Source organism: Roseomonas populi (assembly GCF_024594815.1).
In the GTDB taxonomy this organism is placed as follows: Bacteria; Pseudomonadota; Alphaproteobacteria; order Acetobacterales; family Acetobacteraceae; genus Roseomonas; species Roseomonas populi.
The window spans coordinates 129,518-150,494 of record NZ_JANJOU010000018.1 but is presented as its reverse complement, the minus strand read 5'-3'; the positions used below and the strand labels follow the sequence as shown (position 1 = coordinate 150,494).

General features: G+C 65.7%; 23 protein-coding genes. 16 read left to right on the top strand and 7 right to left on the bottom strand.

Features of this window, described 5'->3' with window-relative positions; translation table 11 throughout:
• On the top strand, positions 1-333 hold a 333-nt coding region (locus NRP21_RS19110), incomplete at its 5' end, for a hypothetical protein (protein ID WP_257717824.1).
• Between the two features lie 41 nt (positions 334-374).
• On the opposite strand, the gene NRP21_RS19105 is transcribed toward NRP21_RS19110, so the two are convergent.
• Complete coding sequence (locus NRP21_RS19105; protein WP_257717823.1) at positions 375-935, bottom strand: hypothetical protein; 561 nt, start codon at positions 933-935, stop codon at positions 375-377.
• A gap of 1,194 nt (positions 936-2,129) precedes the next feature.
• On the opposite strand from NRP21_RS19105, the gene NRP21_RS19100 reads away from it, so the two are divergent.
• Both NRP21_RS19100 and NRP21_RS28055 read left to right on the top strand, forming a co-directional pair.
• On the top strand, positions 2,130-2,873 hold the full coding sequence (locus NRP21_RS19100; protein ID WP_257717822.1) for a hypothetical protein: 744 nt from the start codon (positions 2,130-2,132) through the stop codon (positions 2,871-2,873).
• Positions 2,874-3,379: 506 nt separating this feature from the next.
• Positions 3,380-3,574, top strand: a complete 195-nt coding sequence (locus tag NRP21_RS28055) for a helix-turn-helix transcriptional regulator (RefSeq protein WP_408639640.1) — start codon at positions 3,380-3,382, stop codon at positions 3,572-3,574.
• On the opposite strand, the gene NRP21_RS19095 is transcribed toward NRP21_RS28055, so the two are convergent.
• The 5 genes from NRP21_RS19095 to NRP21_RS19075 form a co-directional block, all read right to left on the bottom strand.
• Positions 3,543-3,740, bottom strand: a complete 198-nt coding sequence (locus NRP21_RS19095; protein ID WP_257717821.1) for a hypothetical protein — start codon at positions 3,738-3,740, stop codon at positions 3,543-3,545. The genes NRP21_RS28055 and NRP21_RS19095 overlap by 32 nt on opposite strands.
• Positions 3,741-3,870: 130 nt before the next feature.
• Positions 3,871-4,290, bottom strand: a complete 420-nt coding sequence (locus tag NRP21_RS19090) for a hypothetical protein (RefSeq protein ID WP_257717820.1) — start codon at positions 4,288-4,290, stop codon at positions 3,871-3,873.
• A gap of 13 nt (positions 4,291-4,303) precedes the next feature.
• Positions 4,304-5,029 carry a hypothetical protein gene (locus tag NRP21_RS19085; protein WP_257717819.1) on the bottom strand — a complete coding sequence of 242 codons (726 nt, stop codon included), beginning with the start codon at positions 5,027-5,029 and terminating at the stop codon, positions 4,304-4,306.
• Between the two features lie 198 nt (positions 5,030-5,227).
• The gene (locus NRP21_RS19080; RefSeq protein ID WP_257717818.1) at positions 5,228-5,884 is read right to left on the bottom strand and encodes a hypothetical protein; all 657 of its coding nucleotides are present in this window, start codon (positions 5,882-5,884) and stop codon (positions 5,228-5,230) included.
• Entirely contained in the window at positions 5,884-6,693 is an 810-nt protein-coding gene (locus tag NRP21_RS19075; protein ID WP_257717817.1) for a DEAD/DEAH box helicase family protein, read from the bottom strand. The genes NRP21_RS19080 and NRP21_RS19075 overlap by 1 nt, the downstream gene beginning before the upstream one ends.
• Positions 6,694-7,493: 800 nt before the next feature.
• On the opposite strand from NRP21_RS19075, the gene NRP21_RS19070 reads away from it, so the two are divergent.
• Both NRP21_RS19070 and mobF read left to right on the top strand, forming a co-directional pair.
• Positions 7,494-7,811: a hypothetical protein gene (locus tag NRP21_RS19070; protein WP_140883877.1), complete on the top strand. Its 318-nt coding sequence runs from the start codon at positions 7,494-7,496 to the stop codon at positions 7,809-7,811.
• Entirely contained in the window at positions 7,811-10,918 is a 3,108-nt protein-coding gene (mobF, locus tag NRP21_RS19065; protein WP_257717816.1) for a MobF family relaxase, read from the top strand. Before NRP21_RS19070 ends, mobF begins: the two co-directional genes overlap by 1 nt.
• A gap of 277 nt (positions 10,919-11,195) precedes the next feature.
• Here mobF and NRP21_RS19060 read toward each other — a convergent pair whose 3' ends face one another.
• Positions 11,196-12,092: a LysR family transcriptional regulator gene (locus NRP21_RS19060; protein ID WP_257717815.1), complete on the bottom strand. Its 897-nt coding sequence runs from the start codon at positions 12,090-12,092 to the stop codon at positions 11,196-11,198.
• 237 nt (positions 12,093-12,329) lie between these two features.
• Here NRP21_RS19060 and NRP21_RS19055 point away from each other — a divergent pair, with 237 nt between their 5' ends.
• The 11 genes from NRP21_RS19055 (at position 12,330) to NRP21_RS19005 (ending at position 20,885) form a co-directional block, all read left to right on the top strand.
• Positions 12,330-13,001: a glutathione S-transferase family protein gene (locus tag NRP21_RS19055; protein WP_257717814.1), complete on the top strand. Its 672-nt coding sequence runs from the start codon at positions 12,330-12,332 to the stop codon at positions 12,999-13,001.
• A gap of 56 nt (positions 13,002-13,057) precedes the next feature.
• Positions 13,058-13,870: an SDR family NAD(P)-dependent oxidoreductase gene (locus NRP21_RS19050; RefSeq protein WP_257717813.1), complete on the top strand. Its 813-nt coding sequence runs from the start codon at positions 13,058-13,060 to the stop codon at positions 13,868-13,870.
• A 77-nt stretch (positions 13,871-13,947) separates the two neighbouring features.
• Entirely contained in the window at positions 13,948-14,634 is a 687-nt protein-coding gene (locus NRP21_RS19045; protein ID WP_257717812.1) for a glutathione S-transferase family protein, read from the top strand.
• Between the two features lie 276 nt (positions 14,635-14,910).
• A complete protein-coding gene (locus NRP21_RS19040) occupies positions 14,911-15,189 on the top strand; it encodes a metal/formaldehyde-sensitive transcriptional repressor (protein WP_257717811.1) in 279 nt (92 codons plus the stop codon).
• The gene (gene dmeF / locus NRP21_RS19035; RefSeq protein WP_257717810.1) at positions 15,186-16,130 is read left to right on the top strand and encodes a CDF family Co(II)/Ni(II) efflux transporter DmeF; all 945 of its coding nucleotides are present in this window, start codon (positions 15,186-15,188) and stop codon (positions 16,128-16,130) included. The genes NRP21_RS19040 and dmeF overlap by 4 nt, the downstream gene beginning before the upstream one ends.
• A 121-nt stretch (positions 16,131-16,251) precedes the next feature.
• Positions 16,252-16,605 (top strand): ArsR/SmtB family transcription factor, encoded by a 354-nt coding sequence (locus NRP21_RS19030; RefSeq protein WP_257717809.1) that lies wholly within the window; start codon positions 16,252-16,254, stop codon positions 16,603-16,605.
• Entirely contained in the window at positions 16,602-17,129 is a 528-nt protein-coding gene (locus tag NRP21_RS19025; protein ID WP_257717808.1) for an arsenate reductase ArsC, read from the top strand. Before NRP21_RS19030 ends, NRP21_RS19025 begins: the two co-directional genes overlap by 4 nt.
• A 7-nt stretch (positions 17,130-17,136) precedes the next feature.
• Positions 17,137-17,559, top strand: a complete 423-nt coding sequence (gene arsC, locus NRP21_RS19020) for an arsenate reductase (glutaredoxin) (RefSeq protein WP_257717807.1) — start codon at positions 17,137-17,139, stop codon at positions 17,557-17,559.
• A gap of 100 nt (positions 17,560-17,659) precedes the next feature.
• Positions 17,660-18,955 carry an arsenic transporter gene (locus NRP21_RS19015; protein WP_257717806.1) on the top strand — a complete coding sequence of 432 codons (1,296 nt, stop codon included), beginning with the start codon at positions 17,660-17,662 and terminating at the stop codon, positions 18,953-18,955.
• A 35-nt stretch (positions 18,956-18,990) separates the two neighbouring features.
• Entirely contained in the window at positions 18,991-19,701 is a 711-nt protein-coding gene (arsH, locus tag NRP21_RS19010; protein ID WP_257717805.1) for an arsenical resistance protein ArsH, read from the top strand.
• Positions 19,701-20,885, top strand: a complete 1,185-nt coding sequence (locus NRP21_RS19005) for an MFS transporter (protein WP_257717804.1) — start codon at positions 19,701-19,703, stop codon at positions 20,883-20,885. Before arsH ends, NRP21_RS19005 begins: the two co-directional genes overlap by 1 nt.
• Positions 20,886-20,977 lie beyond the last annotated feature (92 nt).

Sequence of the window (20,977 nt, the reverse complement as noted above, 5' to 3'; positions counted from 1 at the left end):
CGGCGCGCGACCGACCGCTTCCACCATTCACACCGAGGTTCGCCATGGTCCGCTCGCCCACCGGGGCAGGCGCGTTTTTGCGCGCGTGCTGCCCTTCCCGCACGTCCGGTCACCGGAGAGCATGACGTGTTCCATCATCCTCCCACCGTCCCGCGCACCGCCGAAGCCGGTTGCCTGGCCGAGATCCGCCGCTGGCAACACGAGGCCGAGCGGCTACGAGAGGGCGCCGACGCTGAGCCGCTCAACGGGGCCCAAAGCGCCCGCCTCCTGCGCGAGGCCCACGTCGCCGATCGCCGGGCCAGCGCCCGCCTGGAGGCCATGCAGGAACATTGACGACCCGGATCGCCTGACCCGGGCCGCCTGTCAGGAACTTTTCAGCCGCCCACCACCGCGAGGCCGAACACCGCGATCTCGGCCTCGCGCAGGCTGGTCGGCTTCCACTCCTCGCCGCGCTGGGCCAGTGCCACCACCCGTGCCGCCGCGGAGCGCTCCACCGAGAAGCCGTAGGCCGTGATCGTCAGCTGCGCCGCCTGCTCGGTCAGGTCATTGGCCCGCTGCGACAGGATCTCCAGCGCCGCGTCCGTGCCCTGCTCCTGCTGCCGCAGTACCACCCCCTCCTGCGAGGCCTCCGCCGTCACCCAGGCATCGCGCGCCACCTCGGCCGCCGTTTCGGCCCGCTCGGCGTAGGTCGTCAGCAGGTCGCGCAGCGCTGCCTCGCGACGTGCCCCCTTCTCCGGCGGCACGTTGTTCAGCACGAACTCCGCCACGCTCGCCTCCACCCGGTCGCGCAGATCCCGCGACGGCATATCGAGCTGGAAGGCCTCGGCGATGTTGCCGATCTCCCGCACGTCGGGCATGCCCTCGAACGCCTTCGCAACCTGTTCCGGGAGCACCCGCCGCAGCGGGAACTGCACCACGTTGTTCGATCCAGCCACGCTAGCCTCCATGTCGTCTGTCTTGCTGGAATGAATCTAATTGATCCCACGGAGCTTCTCCAAGATAAATCATTGATTTGGAACGATTATTTTCCCCGGGGCGCGGGATCTCGCGCGGAACGAAGGACGTCCTGCCTTGGATGAGAACCGACCTCATTACCGGCCCCTGACGGATACACCCGTCGACCAGCCCGATGAGCGGCGGCACGGCGTCGTGCGCGTTGAGCCGGGCCAGCCCTTCGAACATTCGTGCCCCGACTGTGGCTGGTGGGGCGCCTTCGGGTTGGGGGGGGGGATCTCATCAAGGGCGTTCCCGGCGTTTGGTACTGTGCCGACCACAAGGAGGCAGGCGAACGTCGTTGGAAGGCGGGCGGGCTCGTCAGCTCCGGTAGCTGAACAGGTTGGCGCGTCTGTAAGGTCTGGGCGCGTCCCCGCAAGCGCAGGGACCGGGCTCTACTCGGCCGTGAGAACGGCCTCCCCGAGCCCCTAAGCGGGGTCTCGGCCCTGCGGGTAACGATCCCTCGCGCGGTCTGGACGGCACTCGGCGTGCCCAAGGTCCAAACGGTGTGCTGGTGGCAACGGACTGTGGGGTGCCCGTGGCCCGCTCCGGCGCGCCGTGTGTGGATCAGCCTTTCCCTCGCCCATCTCTCCGGGCGGTAGTAGGAGCGGGCCCCGCCCAGGTACGCAGGCTTAGGGTGGCGACCCCGCGCCGCTGGCATGGCAAGTATTCGCTTGGCATAAATGTCGGGATCGAAGTATTCGGAAGATCGAATACTTATGGAGAGTTCGGCGCCTCGCACCCGCCACGCCATCGTCGCGGGGCAGCCACCCACGCCTGCGCACCAAGTCGGAACCCGCTCCTACTACCTGAGAGCTGCGCGAGGGAAAGGCTGATCCACACAAACCAGATGGCGCGCCTCCACTACTGGGTTCACGCGACCTCAACCCCCCTGAAGGGGGGCGTCGGACGCGTGGACCTCCGGTGGGCAAAGGGCTCCGCCCTCTGCACTCTGGGCGCTCAGGAAAGTCTGATTAGTTTCCTAATACTTGGATGCCGCAGTCTAGGAGTCTGAAATTACTATAGACACCGGCCACGAATACTTATAAGGTTCTCTTGTTCCCGAGAGAGGGAACGGCCGGAAGGCGGGGCTGCTACCCCACCCCCCGGCCTCACCAGAGACAGGAATGTGCATCATGTCCCAGGCTATCCAGAACATCGCCGCCGCCGCCGCTTCCGACAAGGGCGCCGCCACCGATACCGCCATGGGTCAGGCCATCAAGGCCGCCGCCCCCCGCAAGCCCGCCAAGGGCAAGGCGAAGCCCGACGCCAAGGCTGCCCCGGCCGCCCCGGCTGCCACCCCCGCACAGCAGCCTGCCAAGCGCCCCGCCCCCGAGCAGCGCGGCCCCGTCACCATGGCCGACGCCGTGGCCCTCTGCCCCCACCAGGGCCTCGCCAACAACCTCGCCCGCACCTTCGCCCTTGAGAGCGTGGACATGCTCCACGTCCGCACCACGACGGACCAGGGCATCCGGGATCAGGCCGCCGCCCTCACCGATACCCTCAACGAGCGCGCCCTTGCGATGCACCTCCAGCGCATTTGCGGCGCTTTCGTCGGCTCCGCTTACGGCGCCGGAAAGTTCTACAGCGACAAGGTGACGCAGGCCCGCGACCTCACCGCCAAGATCGCTAACGAGGACCGCGACGAGGACCGCGAGGGGGTTTCCGGCTTCGACAGCCGCGCCACCCGCGCCCGCCAGTTCGCCGGGGAAATGGGCATCCAGGCCGCAACCCTCCTCGCCGCCGCCGAGGGTGCGCTTGACGCCTTCGAGCACCTGACCGGCGAGACGTGGAAGCCCTACGACACCCGCCGCCCCGACAACACCCGCTCCGTTTCCCGCCGCTCCGCCGCCGAGGAAATGGACGCCTTCAAGAAGTAAGGCACACCGGGCGGGGGCTTCGGTCCCCGTCCTTCCTGCCAGCGCCGGCCAGGGGGGCGCCGCCCTCCGGGCTCTGCCCCCCTGGACCCCCCGCACCTCGGCCGGCTCCCACCACACCAGCATGGCGCCCGGCCGCGGATTTGCGGACGGCGCTTCGCGCCGGGGCTTTTTAGCGGCGACCCCTTCGGGGTCACGGTGACGCACCGGCTGCACTGTCACGCGGGCCATGCCCCCTCAGGCAGGGCAGGGCCGCCCTGTTCGCAACGCCGCTTCGCGACGCCGCGCCCAGCGCAACCCGGCCCCGCCAGGGCGCATGGCGACGACCACGGACCAGCCTCATCGCAGCGCATCCCGTTCGCGCTGAACCGGAGCACTCTTCACAAATGCCCGACGCTCTGTCAGATTCTCGGTTCATCCTCACGGAAGTTGGCTAGTGTGTTCAAAACGAACACACATCCTTGCTTCCTCACTCGCCTGTCTCGGGCAGCCGGCTGTTGGCCTGACTTATCACTCTCGGGTGGACCGAGCGCGAACTGGCCCGACGCACCGGCCGTCACCAGACCACCATCCGTCGCTGGATCAACGGCCGCAGTCCCATCGACCCTGAGGTGGCCGCTTGGCTCGCCATGCTCGCGGCGTTCGTTGCGGCCCATCCGGGGCCGCGCATCGTCAGCCCCGGTCGGGATGCTTCCGGTCACTGAAGGCCAGGATCAGCACCACGAAGCCGATCGCTGCACACCAGCCGACCTGGGCCACTTCACGGGCCTGAGGACCGGATGCCAGCAGGGCGCCGAGGATGCAGAACACCGCTCCGGCTGCGAACCAGGGCGATCCCGGAGGGGCGTTACGGATCAGCTTTGCGAGCATGGCGAATCTCCTGGCGCGTTCCCAACGAACGCTTGCCACGAGATCATGCCATCAAGAACTGAACACGGTCTTCCATTCTATGTCCGGCGAGACCGCCGCTCTACGGGTGCAGAGCGGCGGCCAAGAGTAGCTATCCCGCTCGACGAGAGTAATCGAAACCGGGACGGCCATTCGACATCATCGCCGGCGTGCAACGGGTGTTCGGATTGTTGGCGTTGGTCCAGGGCTTTAGCATATCGGCCCGCATCCAACCCGGCCGCCCATCCATGTGCAGTACCTGCGCGAACCCGTTCTCTACACGCATGGGTGCTGCCACGATCACCGACGCGCTCGCAACACCGATCTGCTGCGCGTTGGCGCGTGGCTCGGTGTAGATGGGCGGAAGGTTCTCGAACACCATCAGCTGGTCGTGCGTCAGATTCGGAGCCATGCAGACATAGCCCTGCAGGTGTCCGGTCACGGTCATGGAGGGTCTGGGCTGCTGGGCCACAGCCATTACGCTGAAGCTCACCAGAAAGCTCCCGGCCATGGCGCCAATCAAGATCTTCATGTCTTCACTCCTCCTAGGTCCCAATGAGGACCGGTTGATAGGCCGCGTCGCCCATTTTTGCAGCGACCGCAGCACGCCACTGACCGACCGTAGTTGTTGAACCGATACCGTTTGCCGTCAGTTGCGCTGCACTGTAGCTGCGGAGAACCTCACTCATTGGCTGGTTGTCGGCCGCCTGCGCCAAGCTGATGGTGTAGCCAGTGCCAAAGTTATAGCCGCCGCGGACATCGAGTACCGTGGGGTTACTAACCCCGGCGGCCTGTAGCTTAGCGGCTTCGGTCCGCAGGGTTGCTGCGGCTGAGATCGCTTGGTTTGCCGGGTCCATTGACCCATCAATCCCTCGCTGGATCGTACCTGCTAAGTTGGGGTTGTAGCGTACTGCCTGCGTCAGGCCCGCCTCATAAGTCGGATCGTACATCTGAAACGCCCCACGGATCTGGCTGCCCGGCCGTGCAGCGACGTTCTGACAGTTGCTCTCCACCATGCAGGTCGCGGCCAGTGCCGATGGATTTACTCCAACGGAGGTGGCGGCTTCGCTGGCCGACGTTCCCCAGCTGCGCGACGTCATGGTATCCAGGGCGATACTGGCACCGGCTTCCGTCGTCCCACCCGTATCTCCGGTCGAGCCGCTTCCCCCGCCTGTGCCCGGGTTAACCACCCCCGGATCGGGCACAATGGTGAAAGAGCCCAGGCCAATCTCCATCACTCGCGGGATCACCTGCTCCGGCACCCCACTCATCGTGACCGGCCCAGCCTGCGCCAGGGCCACACCCGGCATCAGGGCTAGGCACAGTCCCGCCACCGAAGGGCTGGGCCTGCCCCTTCCCCTAGTCTTTCGATTCATCGCCATCACTGCCGCCTCCTCTGCGACCGGCGCCACTCTCTCAGTCATCGACGCAAACGGAGCCGGATCCTGAGCAGGACCCGGCTCTTTGCTTCACCGAGGGGGCGGGGAGGGTTGGGCGGCTGTCACCGGGGCTGCGAACATCCGATCCGCAGCGCAGTATCCTCGCCCGGCCGCGTTGACCTCCATGCTCTGCCGACACCGTTCGATGGCTGATGTCGCGTCCCAACTCTGCCAGAGATGGACCGAGTAGCCCGCCGAGAAGATGAGCCCGGCAATTGCCAGGGTCTTGAGATACTCCCGCCGAAGAAGGCGCTTGTTGTGGGTCAGCTCTTTCACCACGACCGTGTCCCGGAGCACGTTCGAGATCTCCGGTCCGATGTACTCGATGACCTTCGTCAGAGCCTTTTCCGCCTCGGCCTCGGCTGCCACTCCTGCCGCCTGCGTCTGGCGGATCGTGCTGTCCGCCAGAGCGATCATCGTTTCCAGTCGTTGCATCTGAGCCTCATTGAGACCCTGAGCAGCTGCGACGACACCCCGGAGGTCTTCGCCAAAGGCTATTGCCATGTTGCCGAAGGAGCGCTGCGCCCCAGCCATGGTCGCGACGAACTTCGCTTCCGGGTGCCCGGGAAGGATGTTGAACTCCTCCAGCGCCGCAGTCAGGCCCTGCAGTGCTTCCTCGAGCCGCTGCCGGGCTTCCTCGCCACGAACGACCAGCGCGGTTCCGGGACTGACTGTCATGCCGTCCATCACTCAGCGGCCTCAACGGCGGCCGGAACGCGCGGCATCCATTCTGGGCGAAGCGAACCGAAGAACTCTGGCATCTGTACGTTCCACCAGCGCCCTACTCGTGCCTGATCGAACAGAGAGGTTTTTTCATGGCCTGGAGCCTGCTCGGCCCTTGCCATAGCCGAGAATGTCAGTCCCCGGTCAGTGACTTGTCCCATACAGCCGAGCGCCGGGAGCAATGCGATGTCGGCTCCTTTTGCTAGGGCGTCCAGCACCACCGGATGCTGTTGCACTCGGGCGAAGGCGATATTGGCCGAGCGGCCTGTGGTCACCAGTCCCTCGTTCATCACCAGAATGGTGGCGGCCGGTGCGAAGAGGCCGGTCCTGAGAAAGTTGTTCAGGTAGTCCGTGTCCGCAATGTCCGGACCGATGACGTGCAACGCCACTGGCCGGATGCCATGCAGTTCCATCGTCTCCACCAGCTGAACTTCCTCAGCTAGTCGGTTCAACGCCGTTTCGCCGCCGCCCACATCCAGAATGGCATCGTAGCGGTTCGCGATCTGGTCCTGCAGGCGCTCCTCGATCCAGGCCTTGGTGTCCTCGAAGTTGCCGGGCGGAGCTATCAACGCGTCTGTGTGGAACTTTGAAATCGAGTGCGTCTGGTTCAGCAGGTCCGCGTTCCAAATCCGGAGATCAGCGCCTCGCTCTTGGTAATGTTGCGCGAGGGCGTTCAGCACCACGGTCTTGCCCACCCGTTGCCTACCGACCGCAATCAGAAGGATGGGCTGGCCGCTGTCGGTCTGAACCGTCGCCTTGGTGGTCTTGCTCATGAGTTTTTCCCTGTGATTGGTAGGCCGAGATACCGGTCAGCCTTGGCGAGCTGTCCGCGCAGCTTGTCGAGCTTCGCTTGGACCTCTGGAGAGACCGTCGGTGCGGTCCCATCCGAGGGACTGTTTGAAGAAGCCTGAGCAAGCGGAGGTGGTGGGGGTGGTGCGCGGACCGGAGGCGCGGGCGATGCTGCTGCCCGTAGTCCAGGCATTGGCAAAGCGGTCCGCGGAGACCGGTTTGGCGGCTTGCGGTTTGGCTGACTTTGAAGCTTCTGCTGCTCTGCTTCCGCTACCTGTCGCTTGATCCGCGGCCACATCGACCGGACGGCTTCAGCTGTCGGGACCTGTCCTTTGGAGCCGACCACCCCCAGGGCAGCTATCGCTGCGGCAGCTTCGGCCCACTTCGCCAAAGGCCGATCCAGACTGACGCTCAAGGCTTCATGGTTGGCCCGCATGTAAGCGTGCAGAGGGCTCAGGCCGTCATCGGCCTGTTTCTCCAATTCCGCCTTCAGCTTTGGGTCACGCTTCAGAGCCATGGCACTGAGCTACCGCCAGTCGGCGCAAACGGCGCGCCCTCTCCCCACCCATTTTCCGCCAAGGCGTTTGACGGACGTGCGCCGGACGTTCGCGCGGCGTGTGCTTGGCGTGTGCCGTCCGTTTGTCAGGCGTTCGGAAAAAGAGTGGGTCCATACACCATTGCACCCGATGTGCGCGGCCCTGCGGCCCGATCGTCTTTTCTGCACTGCCCGCTCTCCGTTTGCGCCACCCGGTGGGACTGTTCCTCCCTAACCAGGAGGCTCCCCATGGACGGCTCAACTCACCCGCAATCGGCGCAAACGGGCAGCGAAGATCTCTCGACCCGCGAGATCCTGCTCTCTCAATCCGCCATGCTGCGGGCGATCGGCGAGCAGCTGACCGCACTGACCAAGGCCGTGACGCCCCCGCCCAAGGAGGGGCCGTCGCTCGACGAGATGCTCATGGCCATCATCACACTGCTGCGGGAGCAGGGGCTGGTTCTGACCCGGGTGGACGACCGCACGCTCGCCCTCGGCGTCGATCTGCCGCCCCTGATCGCCCGTGCCATGCTCCGCGCCGAGCGCGACCGGGACCTCCGCTCGTGATGACCTTCCGCAAGCTAGCCGCGGCCAGCGCTGGCAAGCTGCTCCGGGCCTACTTCACCGAGGGCACGCCGGAGACGGCCCGCGACCCGGCGATCACCCCCGGTGAGCATCTCGACCCGGGCGGACGGCTCACCGCCTACTATACAGGACGCGACGGCAGGGCGGTCTGGCGCCCCGACATGCCCGCCTCGATCGCCGCAACCCTGGGGATCGACACCACCCGGCTGCCCAAGGACGAGGCCCTGGACCGGTTGTTCGAGGCCAAGCGCGCCGACAACGGCGAGGCCTGGTCGGACCAGAAGCGCGAGGTCAGTGCCTACGACCTGACCCTTGCCCCACACAAGTCGGTCACGTTGGCAGCCGAGTTCGCCGCCTCTCCGGCCGAGGGTGCCGCCATCTGGCACGCGATCGACCGTGCCAACGATGCCACCATGCGGTTTGTCGCCCGTGAGCTGGGCTGGGCCCGCAAGGGGAAGGGTGGTGCCGAGGGTGCCGACCCTGGCGCCGTTGGCTGGGTCAGCTTCCGCCACCACACCGCCCGGCCTACCGTTACCGTCCGCGACGGCACCGAAGGGCCCACCTACCTCGCCGAGGTGCCTGTCGCCGGCGATCCGCACGCCCACATCCACAACGCCCTGTTCAATGCCGTCGTCACCGAGGATGGTCGGGTCGGCTCCCTCGACACCCAGCGTCTCCATGCCCGGGTCCATGAGTTCGGCGGCTACTTTCAGGCCCGGCTCGCCGAGCACCTGCGCGATCTCGGCATCCGCACCTCCTACGACAGCCAGCAGCAGGCTGTGGTGCTGGACGCCATCCCCCAGGAAGCCTCGGACCTTTTCTCCAAAGGTCGCCGGCAGGTCGAGCGCTCGGCCAAGGCCTATGCCGAGAGCCAGGGCCTGGATTGGGATGCCATGTCCGCCGAGGGTAAGTTCAAGATCCTCGCCGTCACCGGTCTGGCTGCCCGGCTCGAGAAGACCGGCAAAGCCACCGACCGGGAGATCTGGCAGGCGCAGGCCGAGGACATCGGCTGGAAGCACACCACCGTCATGGAAGGGGCAGAGCGCCCGCCGCTTACCGACGCCGAGCGCTTCGACCGTGCCTACATCTTTGCGGCCAAGCACCTGGCGACGGAGTTCCACACCGCCGCGGTGATCGACCATGACAAGCTGCGCCTCTACGCCGTTCGCGGCCTCATCGGCACCGGCATCGCCGGCGGTCCCGACGATATCGACCAAGTGGTAGCCCTGATCGAGCGCCGCGGTATCCAGCTGCGCGGCGAGCACGTCGCCCTCGTCACCGGCCTGTCCGGCGATAAGGTCCGGGTGACCAACTCGGCGCAGGTCCGCATCGAGGACACCCTGCAGGCCGAGGCCCACCGTGCCGCCCGCGACCGCTCGGGATCGCTGTCGGCCGAGGCTATCACCGCCGCCATCCGCTCCTCCGGTTTGGACTTCACCCGCGATCCCGAGCACGGTGCCGCACAGCGCGCGGCCATCTACGCCCTGGGCCAGGGCGGCGCGCTGTCCATGCTCACCGGCGTCGCCGGCTCCGGCAAAACCACCCTGCTGCAGCCCCTAGTCGCCGCCTGGCACGCCGACACCCGCTTCGATGCGGGCGGCCGGGAGGTGATCGGTGCGGCCACCGCCTGGCGGCAGGCCGAGGCGCTGAAGGACGCCGGGATCCGCCGTACCGTGGCCATGTCCCCCCTGGTGGAGTCCATCGCCTCCGGCGAGTTCGTGCCCACCCGCAATACCGTGCTGGTGGTGGACGAGATCAGTCAGGTGGCGCCGCGGGCCATGCTCAAGCTGCTGGAGGTGCAGGCCCGCACCGGCATGACCATCAAGGTGCTGGGTGACCGCGAGCAGGCACAGTCCATCGAGGCCGGTGACGCCGTGGAACTGATGCGCCGGGCGCTTCCTGTATCGGAGCAGACCGAGCTGCTGAGCACGGTCCGGCAGGCCAGCGCTGAGGACCGCCAGATTGCCGGCCTGTTTCGCGCGGGGAAGGCCGAGGAAGCACTGGCCATGAAACGGGATCGGGGCGATGGCTCGGCTCGCCTGCTGGGCGGCGACCAGGACCAGGTCGTGGAGCAGATCGCCGACTTCTACATGGCCCGTCGCGACGTCCTGGCGGCCGCCGGGTCCAAGCTGGGCGTCACCATCTCGGCGCCGACCAATGAGGACGTGGCCGACATCAGCCGCGCCATCCGAGAGCGGATGAAGGCCCGCGGCGAGATCGGCACTGATGAGGCGGTGCTCCCGGCCATCGACCAGCGCGGGCAGACCTACGACCTTGCCCTGGCCACCGGCGACAAGGTGCGTTTGTTTCGGCGGACCTGGGCTGCGATCGGCGACAAGGGAGGCTTCATCGGTGCCAACGGTGACGTCGTCACCGTCACGGAGCGGCGGGCCGAGGGCCTGGTTCTGCGTGACAAGGATGGTACGACGGGGTTCGTCGAATGGCGGCGCCTGCAGGACAGCGCGACCGGCCGGCTCCTGCTGGGCCACGGCCATGCCCTGACGATCGACGCCGCCCAGGGCATTACTTCGCAGGAGCACATCAACGCCCTGCCGCGCGGCACGGGGGGTGTGACCTCCTTCAAGGGCTATGTGGCCGAGAGCCGGGCCCGGGGCACCAGCTGGACCATGGTCGCCGAGGCCGCCACGTTCGAGGCTATCCGGCGCACCAAGGCGCTGGGCGACGCCACGCCGATCACCAGCGAGGACCTGTGGCGCAAGGTGGGCGAGGACCTGTCGCAGAAGCCCTACAAGCCGCTCGGTGTGGATCTTCTGCGGGAAGCCCGCGAGGCTCGGGAAGCGGCGGTGGACACCTTCATCCGTTTCGAGCAGCGGGTGCAGATGGACGAGGTGCGAGGGCGAGATTTCGGGCGGGAGGCACGGCTGCACCGGCAGGCCGAGGCGATCCGGTCGGAACTGCCACGCCTGACGGAAGCGCTGGACGCGGTCATCCAGGAGTTCCGCGGCGGGGCCGTCACGGCGGTCGAGAAGCACCTCCGGGAAATTCGGATCGAAGCAGAGATGTCGCGTCGAAGCATCGAGCAGGCGGCCGCGCCAGCAAAGCCTACGTCTTCGGGCCCGGGCATGTAGTGAGGAGAGCCATCTGTCAGCCCAGCAGATCGCTCCGTCCACTAACCGCTGCAAAGGATGGTTTGCAGACATAGATGACTTGGCGCGGCGGGTCGTTCCAGCGTCTAAGCGTTTCCCGTTTGTCCATGTGAGTTTGCCAGTTTTTGAGGAAACTGATGTAGGAACAGGCGTCGGGAAAGCGGCACCTAGCAGCGTGGCTCTGGCATACTGCGACGTCACCTTCTCGCTGCACGTTCGTTCTCGGAAATAATCTGGCAGCGGCAGCGCTCCGTTCTAATCACCTCGGAGTGCCGATCGACGCTCCGAGGTGTTCTACAATTGCCCGGATCCGTGCTGATGGCCGCGGACCCGCCGGAAATACAGCATAAACTTCGGCCGGATCGAGCCGATGCGGTTTGAGCACCTGTGTAAGCTGACCAGTGCGCAGTTCCTCTCCTGCCATCACCCGGGTCGCCAGCGCGATGCCCAGCCCCGCGACCGCGGCCCCGAGCACCCCCGACGCTGGGTTGATCCAAAGCTTCGCGGAGACGTCGACGGAGGTGACAGTCTGATTGTGCGAGAAGCGCCAGCTCTCGCGACCGAAGAGGCCATGCTGGACGATGCAGTCGTGCCGGGCGAGATCTGCCGGACTGGCCGGCGTTCCCCTTGCTGAGAGATAGGCTGGTGCCGCGACAACCAGTCGCTCAACCACGCCAAGTCTGCGGGCGCCAAACGTGGAGTCATCCAGCGACCCGACGCCCAGGCGAATGGCAACATCCACTCCGTCCGTAATGAGGTTCTGGCGCGTGTCGCTCATGATCATCTCGACCCGAAGATCCGGATGCCGGGCCAGGAACGTCGCCAGCGCCGGAATGACTGCGCGCGTGCCATAGAGCACGGGCATCGCAAGGCGAATCACGCCGTGCAGCGAGTCCACGCCGCGGGTCGCCTGCTCGGCCTCCTCCACCTCCGCAAGCAGGTATCTCGCGCGCTCCAGATACAGGGTGCCGGCTTCCGTCAGCGAGATGCTGCGAGTGGTGCGCAGCAGCAGCGTCGTGCCCAACCGCGCTTCCAGCGTGCCGACGATGCGCGATACCGAGGGTTGCGAGAGCTTCAGTTCACGCGCCGCACGCGAAAAGCTGCCGCTCTCAGCCACGCGGACGAAAACAGCCATCTCCTGCCAGCGATCACTCATTTGATACTCGGATAAGTGTTGTTCAAACTTAGTAGATACTGCCGCCCTCACAGATAACCTAGATCTTGCCGGCGATCTACGTGATCGGGACGGATGGCGTAATCGCATACGCGGAAGTCACCCCCGACTACACGCGTCGCCCCGACCCGTCCGAACTGTTGCCAGTGCTTTACCGCCTGCCTGCCGGCGTCCGGGCGCTGATTACCCTCGTTAATCCAAGAGAAGAAGCATCGACCAATGGCTATCAAGATCTATGGCGATCCCGGTTCGGGCAGCCTGCGTCGCGTAACGTCGGCAGCAGCCATCATGGGCGTCGACATCGAGCGCGTGTATGTCGACCTCTTCAAGGGTGAGAGCCACGCGCCCGACTTCCTGAAGAACCTAAACCCGCACGGCCTGACGCCGGTGATGGTGGACGGCGACGTCGTCCTCTACGAGGCGTCAGCGATCAACATCTACCTCGCGGAGAAGGTTGGCAGCGACCTGCTCGGCGCCACGCCGCAAGAGCGGTACGAAGTGCTGCAGTGGATGTTCTGGTCGGGTGAGCAGTGGCGGGTTTTCTCCGTGCTCACCTTCGATGAGCGGATCGGCAAGCGCTTTATGGGCCAGCCCGAGGACAAGACCATCGTCGACCTGGCGTTCGTCAAGATTCGCGCCGCTGGCGCCGCACTGGATGCGCACCTCGCGGACCGGCGCTTCATCGTGGGCGATCATCTGACACTGGCGGACATCGACATCGCCGCCCCCTTCTCGCAGAACGAGCGCACGAAGGTGCCGTTCAACGAGTTTCCCAACCTCGTCGCCTGGCAGCAGCGCTTGCTGGACACGGTGCCTGCCTGGGCTGCATCGAAGCGCGAAGTCGATGAGCGCATCGACGGCACCCTTAATGCGGCCGGTATCACGCTCTGAAGCCTTGGTGCCGGTACCCTCGGGAGTGACCGGCGCCAAACCAGAAAGGCAGACCCATGAAGATCGACCTGAGCGGCCGCACGGCTATCGTGACGGGCTCCACCGCCGGCATCGGCCGAGCGGCCGCCGAAGGGCTGGCGCGGGCGGGCGCCTCGGTCATCATCAACGGCCGCACCCAGGCGCGCGTCGATGAAGCGATGCGGCAGATGCGCATTGCGTTTCCGGAGGGCTTCATTTCCGGCATCGCCGCCGATCTTGCGACGGCGGAAGGGGCAAACGCCCTTATCGCCCGGGCGCCGGATGCCGACATTCTCGTGAACAACGTCGGCACGGCGTTCCTGCGAGCCTATAACGGCATCGACGACATCGCGGCCATTCCCGACGAGGATTGGCTCGGCCTGTTCCAGCTCAACGTGATGAGCGGCGTGCGCCTGTCGCGCCACTATCTGCCGCGCATGGTCGGCAAGGGGTGGGGGCGCGTCGTCTTCGTCAGCAGCGAGTCCGCGGTCAACACGCCCAAGGAGATGCTGGACTATGGCATGACCAAGACCGCGCAGCTCGCCGTCTCGCGCGGCCTGGCTGAAGCGGTCGCGGGCACGGGTGTCACCGTCAACGCGGTGCTTCCGGGGCCAACCCGATCCGAGATCCTGGGCGACTACATGGTCAAGCAGGCAGCGGAGAACGGCATAACGGTCGAGGAGGCCGAGCAGGGCTTCCTGCAAGCGCTCCGCCCCACGAGCCTGATCCAACGCTTCGCCACGACCGACGAGGTCGCCAATATGCTCGTCTACGCCTGCTCCGAGCAGGCATCCGCGACCAGCGGCGCCGCACTCCGGGTGGACGGAGGGGTCGTCCGCTTTGTGGCCTGACACACAGGGTCAGGCGACAAGTACCGATCACGTCTTCCGACACTCACACACGCACTGACCGGTGCAGGGATAGAACCATGAACGTGGAAGGCTCAACGATGGATCACGAACTCTTCTGGATAAGCGGCAGCCCCTACGCGTGGCAGGTACAGTTGGCTCTCGAATACAAAGGTGTGTCGTATGTCTCTCGCCGCCTGGATGCGGGCAAGCAGGAACATCGTGCGCCCGCATTCCTCGCGCTGAACCCACGCGGCAAGGTTCCGGTTCTGAAGACTGGCGACACAGCGCTGTACGAATCCGTGGCGATCATCGCCTTCTTAGATCGCGCGCATCCCGCCGTTCCACTGCTCGGGCAGACTGCGCAGCAGCACGGCCGCGTCTGGCAGCGCGTGAACGAATTCGAGAACTATACGCGAGATCTATTCGACGTGGAGATTGTCCGACCGTTGTTGCGCGGCCGTGCCAAGGATGATCCCGAGGCAATGCGAGCGTCTGCGGCTCGCGCGGTCGAGGCACTTGGCTGGATGGAGCAGGCGCTGTCGATCACGCCTTACCTGGCGGATGACCATATTACCGCAGCGGACATCGTCGCGCTGCCGAACATACAGATGCTACGACGGGTCGCAGCGCGTCCGGAAGCCATCAATATGGGGCTTGGCCTCGAGGACCTCGGTGGGCGTTTGCCAGCGTTGGGCGCGTGGCTGTCGCGGATGGAAACAATGCGGGGCTATGACGCTGCTTACCCACCGCACTGGCGGAGTTAATCGGGGCAAGCAGCACGCACGCGAATTGACGTCGGCCTGATCATCTTCTCAGAAGCCAGCGCCATTCCCGGTCATCCATTCTTTTCGGGAAATGTGGAGGCACTATCAGCAGAGTAGCGAGAGTCTGCATTGGGTCGGGTACGGCGGTAGTGCTCCCGGTTGACGGCTAGCGCCGAGGAGGGTGGGGAGCAGCCATTCTTATGCGGCACAGTACGGCACTCGGAAGGTCACTAAAGAGTTTGAGCATGCCTTTGTGATAGAGTACCCCCCTACCCTATGACGCACCTGAGTAAAGATCCAGCCAAGCTAGTCTCCCGCGTCCGGCGCCTCCAGGGGCAGCTCGATGCCGTCGCGCGTCAGCTGGAGGGCGGTGCCGACTGTGGCGATGTGCTCCAGCTCGTCGCCTCAATCCGAGGAGCGCTCAACGGACTGATCCTCGAACTCATCGACGATCATGTGCGCCATCACGTGGTCGACCCCGCCCACGAGGCTGATCCCGCCAGGGCAAAGGGCGCATCCGATTTGCTAGCGGTTCTAAGGACATACCTGAAATGACCACGAAAGTGACGCCGGACGCGCCGAACAGCCATCTCGAACACACACACGACTTCCTCGGCGCGAACCATGGCCGCAATGAGCGGCGCGTCCGGGCTGTCATCGCACTGACCGTCGCTATGATGGTTGTCGAAATCGTAGCGGGCCTTGCTTATGGTTCGATGGCACTGGTGGCGGACGGCCTGCACATGTCCACCCATGCCGCAGCCATGCTCATCGCGGCGGGCGCCTACTTCTACGCGCGCAAGCACGTCGCAAACCCACGTTTCACCTTCGGGACAGGAAAGTTTGGCGACCTTGCCGGTTTCGCGAGCGCGGTAATCCTGGCCCTGATCGCGCTGTTCATAGGCTACGAAAGCCTACTGCGCCTGACGGACCCGGTTCCGATCGCCTTTGGGCAGGCAATCGGTGTCGCGGTCGTCGGCTTGGTCGTCAATCTGGCCTCGGCTTGGCTGCTGAAAGACGATCATTCTCATGACCATGGCCACCACCACGCACACCACGATCACAGCCATGGTGGGCACGACAACAATCTTCGGTCCGCCTACCTCCACGTCTTCGCAGACGCATTGACTTCGATCCTGGCCATCGTCGCTCTCGCGCTGGGGAGCCTTTACGGCTGGACTTGGCTCGATCCGATGATGGGCATTGTTGGTGCACTGGTGATCGCTCACTGGTCCTTGGGACTAGTTCGCAGTGCGGGCGGCGTGCTGTTGGACTATGTTCCTCCGGGCGAAGACCTGCCCGAGGAGATTCGGTCAGCTATCGAAACCGGGGATGATCGGATTACTGACCTCCACGTTTGGCAGGTTGGCCCCGGTCATCACGCCGCGATCGTGTCTATCGCAACCTCACGTCCGCTGCCGCTGGCCAGCTACCGTGCCAAGTTGGCCCATATCCATGACCTGTCGCATCTGACGTTGGAAGTGGAGGCAACCTAAAGAAGGTCCGGTTTGGGGCGGGGGCGGCGCTAGCCCTCGCAGCCATGCATCAACACCGGGTGGAGTGGAAAGCAGACCTAATAAGCTGGACAGGCACCTTCATATCCGCCATTCTAGATTTATGGATAATGAGCCTGCAATTGCTGCTCTGGGCGCGCTCGCGCAAGGCACACGCCTCGACACCTTCCGTCTGCTCGTTACGCATGAGCCGGATGGTCTGCCTGCGGGCGAGATCGCGCGCCTGCTTGACGTGCCGCAGAACACTATGTCAGCGCATCTGGGCACCCTGGCCCGGGCGGGGTTGGTTCGATCCGTGCGGCAAAGCCGCTCAATCATCTACCGTGCCGACCTCGACCGGCTGCGCGACTTGATGCTGTTCCTCGTCAAGGATTGCTGCGGTGGACGCGCTGATCTGTGCACCCCGCTGATAGCGGCCCTGGCGCCCTGCTGTCCCACGGAAAAGGTGCTGCAATGACCATTCGCCCGTTCAACGTGCTGTTCCTCTGCACGGGCAATTCGGCTCGCTCGATCCTGGCCGAAAGCGTCCTCCGTAAGGACGGGGGAGATCGGTTCAACGCCTATTCGGCCGGAAGCCATCCCAAGGGTGCGGTCCATCCGATGGCCCTCAAGCTTCTAGTCGAGATGGACTATCCGACCGATGGCTTGCGCTCCAAGAACTGGGATGAGTTCGCTGTGCCCCGTGCCCCAGTGATGGATTTCGTCTTCACCGTCTGCGACGACGCGGCCGGCGAGATGTGCCCGGTCTGGCCGGGGCGGCCGATCACAGCGCATTGGGGCATCGTTGATCCGGCCGCTGCCGAGGGAGCGGATTGGGAGCGCGAGCGGGCCTTCGTCACGGCGCTGCGCTACATGAAGCAGCGCATTGCCGCCTTTACGGCCTTGCCATTCGAGGGCTTGGAACGGGCCAGCCTGACCGCAAAGCTGCGGGAAATCGGCCACGCCGAGGGTGCCTCGTCGCCCCGGTCCAACGTCGCGTGAGGCGCACATGACCGTCACCATCTACCACAACCCGGATTGCGGCACGTCGCGCAACACCCTGGCCCTGATCCGCAACAGTGGCGAGCAGCCTGAGGTCATCGAATACCTCAAGACGCCGCCGAGCCGGGACACCTTGCTCGATTTGATGCAGCGGGCCAGCCTGACGCCTCGCGCGCTGCTGCGCGAGAAAGGCACACCGTTCGCCGAGCTGGGGCTAGCCAATCCGTCGCTAACGGATAACCAGCTCGTGGACGCGATGATGGCGCATCCCATCCTCATCAACCGGCCTCTTGTGGTGACGCCGCTGGGCGTAAAGCTCTGCCGCCCCTCCGAAGCCGTTCTCGACATTCTGCCCAATCCGCAGCGGGGTGCCTTTACCAAAGAGGATGGCGAGAAGGTCGTGAACGCTGAAGGACAGCGCGCTACCTAACGCCCTCTCCCAACTAGCCGCACCCCTTCGCCCGCTGCACCGCCGCGGCTCCACGGAGCAGCGGTGAACCCGCCTGCGCGACCGCGCGCCGAGGACTTCGATGCTCGCCCTGTTAATATTCCTCGCCACCTTGGTTCTTGTCATCTGGCAGCCGCGCGGCCTCGGCATCGGTTGGAGTGCCATGGGAGGCGCCGTTCTCGCCTTGCTTACCGGCGTAGTCGGCTGGGCCGACGTGCCCGTGGTCTGGCATATCGTCTGGGACGCCACCTTTACCTTCGTCGCGCTGATCGTAATCTCGCTGCTGCTGGACGAGGCCGGGTTCTTTCAATGGGCGGCGCTGCACGTCGCCCGTTGGGGCGGCGGCAGCGGCCGGCGCCTGTTGCCGCTGGTGGTGGTGCTGGGCGCGGTCATCGCCGCCTTCTTCGCCAATGACGGGGCGGCGCTGCTGCTGACGCCCATTGTCGTGGCGATCCTGCTGCGGCTCGACTTCCCGCCGGCCGCCACCCTGGCCTTCGTGGTCGCGACCGGCTTCGTGGCGGACACCACCAGCCTGCCGCTGGTGATCTCCAACCTCGTCAACATCGTGTCGGCCAATTATTTCGGTATTACCTTCAATCGCTACGCGGCGGTGATGGTGCCGGTGAACCTCGTGGCACTCGCGGCAACCCTGGGGGTGCTGTGGCTGGCCTATCGACGGGCGGTGCCGGCCACCTACCCGGTTGCCCAGCTCGAAGCGCCGGCCAGCGCTATCCGCGATCCGTTGATCTTCCGGGCTGCCTTCCCGCTGCTGGCGCTGCTGCTAGCCGCCTACTTCGTGCTGGCGCCGTTTGGCGTGCCAGTCGCGGCCGTGACCGGCGCCGCCGCCCTGGTCCTGCTCGCCCTGGCGCTACGCGGCCGCATCGTGCCGGTGGGCAAGGTGCTGCGTGGTGCCCCGTGGCAGATCGTGGTCTTCAGCCTCGGCATGTACCTCGTGGTCTATGGCCTGCGGAACGCCGGGCTGACCGATCACCTGGCCGCCGCCCTTGTCTGGCTAGCCGGGTATGGTCCCTGGGTCGCCACCATCGGCACCGGCTTCGGTGCCGCGCTGCTGTCCTCGGTGATGAACAACATGCCGGGCGTGCTGGTGGGCGCGCTTTCCATCGAGCAGGCGCAGGGCATCCCCGCCGCGACGCGCGAGCTGATGGTCTATGCCAACGTGATCGGCTGCGACCTCGGCCCGAAGTTCACCCCGATTGGTAGCCTCGCCACGCTGCTGTGGCTGCACGTCCTCGGCACCAAGGGCATCCGCATCACCTGGGGCCAATACATGCGGGTCGGCCTCGCCATTACCCCGCCCGTGTTGCTGGTGGTGCTCGCCGCCCTGGCACTTTGGCTGCCGCTGCTGGGACCGGCCTGAGCGTGCCTCGCCCCGACCCGATGAAAATGACCTCAATGAGCGAAGACGCCGCTTCCGAACCTATGCCGGCGCTGCGGGCCGAGCTGCTGGCCTCCCCTGACTTCGCCCGCCTGGAACCAGCCGCACGCGCCGATCATCCACCCCGTATCCTGCTACTTTACGGCTCCCTGCGCGAACGCTCTTTTAGCCGCCTGCTGGTGGAGGAAGCCGACCGGCTGCTGCGAGCAATGGGCGCTGAAACGCGGATCTTCGACCCGCGCGAGCTGCCGATTGCCAACAGCGTGCCGAAGGACCACCCGAAGGTGCAGGAGCTGCGAGCCCTATCCCTGTGGTCGGAGGGTCATGTCTGGTGTTCGCCCGAGGTCCACGGCGCGGTGACGGGCGTGTTCAAGAACCAGATAGACTGGCTGCCGCTGGAGGAAGGCTCCGTGCGCCCGACCCAGGGGCGCACCCTGGCGGTGATGCAAGTGTCGGGCGGCTCACAGAGCTTCAACGCCGTGAACACCCTGCGCCTGCTGGGCCGCTGGATGCGGATGTTCACCATCCCCAACCAGTCCAGTGTGCCCAAGGCTTACGAACAATTCGACGAGGCCGGACGCATGAAGCCGGGGCCACTCTACGACCGCGTGGTGGACGTGATGGAGGAGCTGGTGCGCTTCACGCTGCTACTGCGTGACCGGGCCGATTACCTCGTGGACCGCTACAGCGAGCGTAAGACCAGCTTCAAGCTGCCGGACGCGCTGTGATGGTGGCGGGCAGGACAAGGAGCCGGCGCACCGTCGTCCTGGCGTTGGGCACGGCGCAAACCCTGGCTTGGGGCTCCACCTACTACCTGCCCGCCGTGCTGGCCGATCCCGTCTCGACCGACCTGGGCCTGTCGCGGGAATGGTTCTTCGGCATCTTCTCGGCCGCGCTGCTTCTATCCGGCCTTCTGGGTCCGGCTGCTGGGCGGGCCATCGACCGCCGGGGTGGTCGCGACGTATTGGCCCTGTCCAACCTCATATTTGCTGCCGGCCTGCTGGTCTTGGCAGCCTCGACCGGCATCGTCGGCTTGTCCGTGGCCTGGATCGTGTTGGGCATCGGCATGGCACTCGGCCTCTATGATGCCGCCTTTGCCACCCTGGCCGGGCTCTACCGCGCCGAAGCACGGGGAGCGATCACCGGCATTACGCTCCTGGCTGGCTTTGCCAGCACCATTGGCTGGCCGGTCACGGCGCTGCTGACCGATGAGCTGGGCTGGCGCGGTGCCTGCGTGGCGTGGGCCGTGCTGCATATATTGCTTGGCCTGCCGCTGAACCGGCTGCTGGTGCCGCACGCCCCGCCGCCAGAGAAGACTGCTGCGCCCGACGCGGCCGGCGGTCCCGCACCCTGGGCGATGATCGTCCTGGCTGGGGTGTTCGCGGCCACGCTGTTCGTCTCAGCCGCCCTCGCGGCGCACCTGCCGCGTCTGCTGCAAGCGGCGGGCGCCACGCCAGCCGCCGCCGTGGCCGCCGCAGCCCTGCTCGGGCCGGCGCAGGTTGCGGCCCGGCTGGTGGAATATGGCGCGCAACGGCACCTCTCGGCCCTGGCGTCGGCACGGATCGCCACGGCGTTGCATCCGCTCGGTGCCCTTGCCCTTGCGGCGCTGGGCGCCCCGGCTGCTGCGGCCTTCGCGCTGCTGCACGGCGCCGGCAATGGGTTGCTCACCGTTGCCAAAGGGGTGCTGCCGCTGACCCTGTTCGGAGCTGCCGGCTACGGTTTGAGAACGGGGGTGCTGTCCGCACCGGGACGGGTTTTGCAGGCCGCCGCCCCGCTGCTGTTCGGCGTCGTGCTGGACCGCTTCGGAGTAGTGGCCGCCCTGCTCGTTTCCGGCGGTCTTAGCGTTGCGGCCTTGAGTGGCCTTTTGATACTCCGCGCAAGTGCGCATGTGAAAAGCGGTAACTCAGCTTAGGGTCAGAGGTGGCACTCGAACCTCAGCCGTGAGCCTAGCGCCGGGGAAAGTGGACAACAGACCTAGATGGTTTAGCCATCCCAGGGCGGCTA

Coding starts and splice junctions, on each gene's coding strand:
- NRP21_RS19100 (WP_257717822.1), top strand. CDS start 2,130: ATGTCCCAGGCTATCCAGAACATCGCCGCCGCCGCCGCTTCCGACAAG.
- NRP21_RS19095 (WP_257717821.1), bottom strand. CDS start 3,740: ATGCTCGCAAAGCTGATCCGTAACGCCCCTCCGGGATCGCCCTGGTTC.
- NRP21_RS19090 (WP_257717820.1), bottom strand. CDS start 4,290: ATGAAGATCTTGATTGGCGCCATGGCCGGGAGCTTTCTGGTGAGCTTC.
- NRP21_RS19085 (WP_257717819.1), bottom strand. CDS start 5,029: ATGAGTGGGGTGCCGGAGCAGGTGATCCCGCGAGTGATGGAGATTGGC.
- NRP21_RS19080 (WP_257717818.1), bottom strand. CDS start 5,884: ATGGACGGCATGACAGTCAGTCCCGGAACCGCGCTGGTCGTTCGTGGC.
- NRP21_RS19075 (WP_257717817.1), bottom strand. CDS start 6,693: ATGAGCAAGACCACCAAGGCGACGGTTCAGACCGACAGCGGCCAGCCC.
- NRP21_RS19070 (WP_140883877.1), top strand. CDS start 7,494: ATGGACGGCTCAACTCACCCGCAATCGGCGCAAACGGGCAGCGAAGAT.
- mobF (WP_257717816.1), top strand. CDS start 7,811: ATGACCTTCCGCAAGCTAGCCGCGGCCAGCGCTGGCAAGCTGCTCCGG.
- NRP21_RS19060 (WP_257717815.1), bottom strand. CDS start 12,092: ATGAGTGATCGCTGGCAGGAGATGGCTGTTTTCGTCCGCGTGGCTGAG.
- NRP21_RS19055 (WP_257717814.1), top strand. CDS start 12,330: ATGGCTATCAAGATCTATGGCGATCCCGGTTCGGGCAGCCTGCGTCGC.
- NRP21_RS19050 (WP_257717813.1), top strand. CDS start 13,058: ATGAAGATCGACCTGAGCGGCCGCACGGCTATCGTGACGGGCTCCACC.
- NRP21_RS19045 (WP_257717812.1), top strand. CDS start 13,948: ATGAACGTGGAAGGCTCAACGATGGATCACGAACTCTTCTGGATAAGC.
- NRP21_RS19040 (WP_257717811.1), top strand. CDS start 14,911: ATGACGCACCTGAGTAAAGATCCAGCCAAGCTAGTCTCCCGCGTCCGG.
- dmeF (WP_257717810.1), top strand. CDS start 15,186: ATGACCACGAAAGTGACGCCGGACGCGCCGAACAGCCATCTCGAACAC.
- NRP21_RS19030 (WP_257717809.1), top strand. CDS start 16,252: ATGGATAATGAGCCTGCAATTGCTGCTCTGGGCGCGCTCGCGCAAGGC.
- NRP21_RS19025 (WP_257717808.1), top strand. CDS start 16,602: ATGACCATTCGCCCGTTCAACGTGCTGTTCCTCTGCACGGGCAATTCG.
- arsC (WP_257717807.1), top strand. CDS start 17,137: ATGACCGTCACCATCTACCACAACCCGGATTGCGGCACGTCGCGCAAC.
- NRP21_RS19015 (WP_257717806.1), top strand. CDS start 17,660: ATGCTCGCCCTGTTAATATTCCTCGCCACCTTGGTTCTTGTCATCTGG.
- arsH (WP_257717805.1), top strand. CDS start 18,991: ATGAGCGAAGACGCCGCTTCCGAACCTATGCCGGCGCTGCGGGCCGAG.
- NRP21_RS19005 (WP_257717804.1), top strand. CDS start 19,701: ATGGTGGCGGGCAGGACAAGGAGCCGGCGCACCGTCGTCCTGGCGTTG.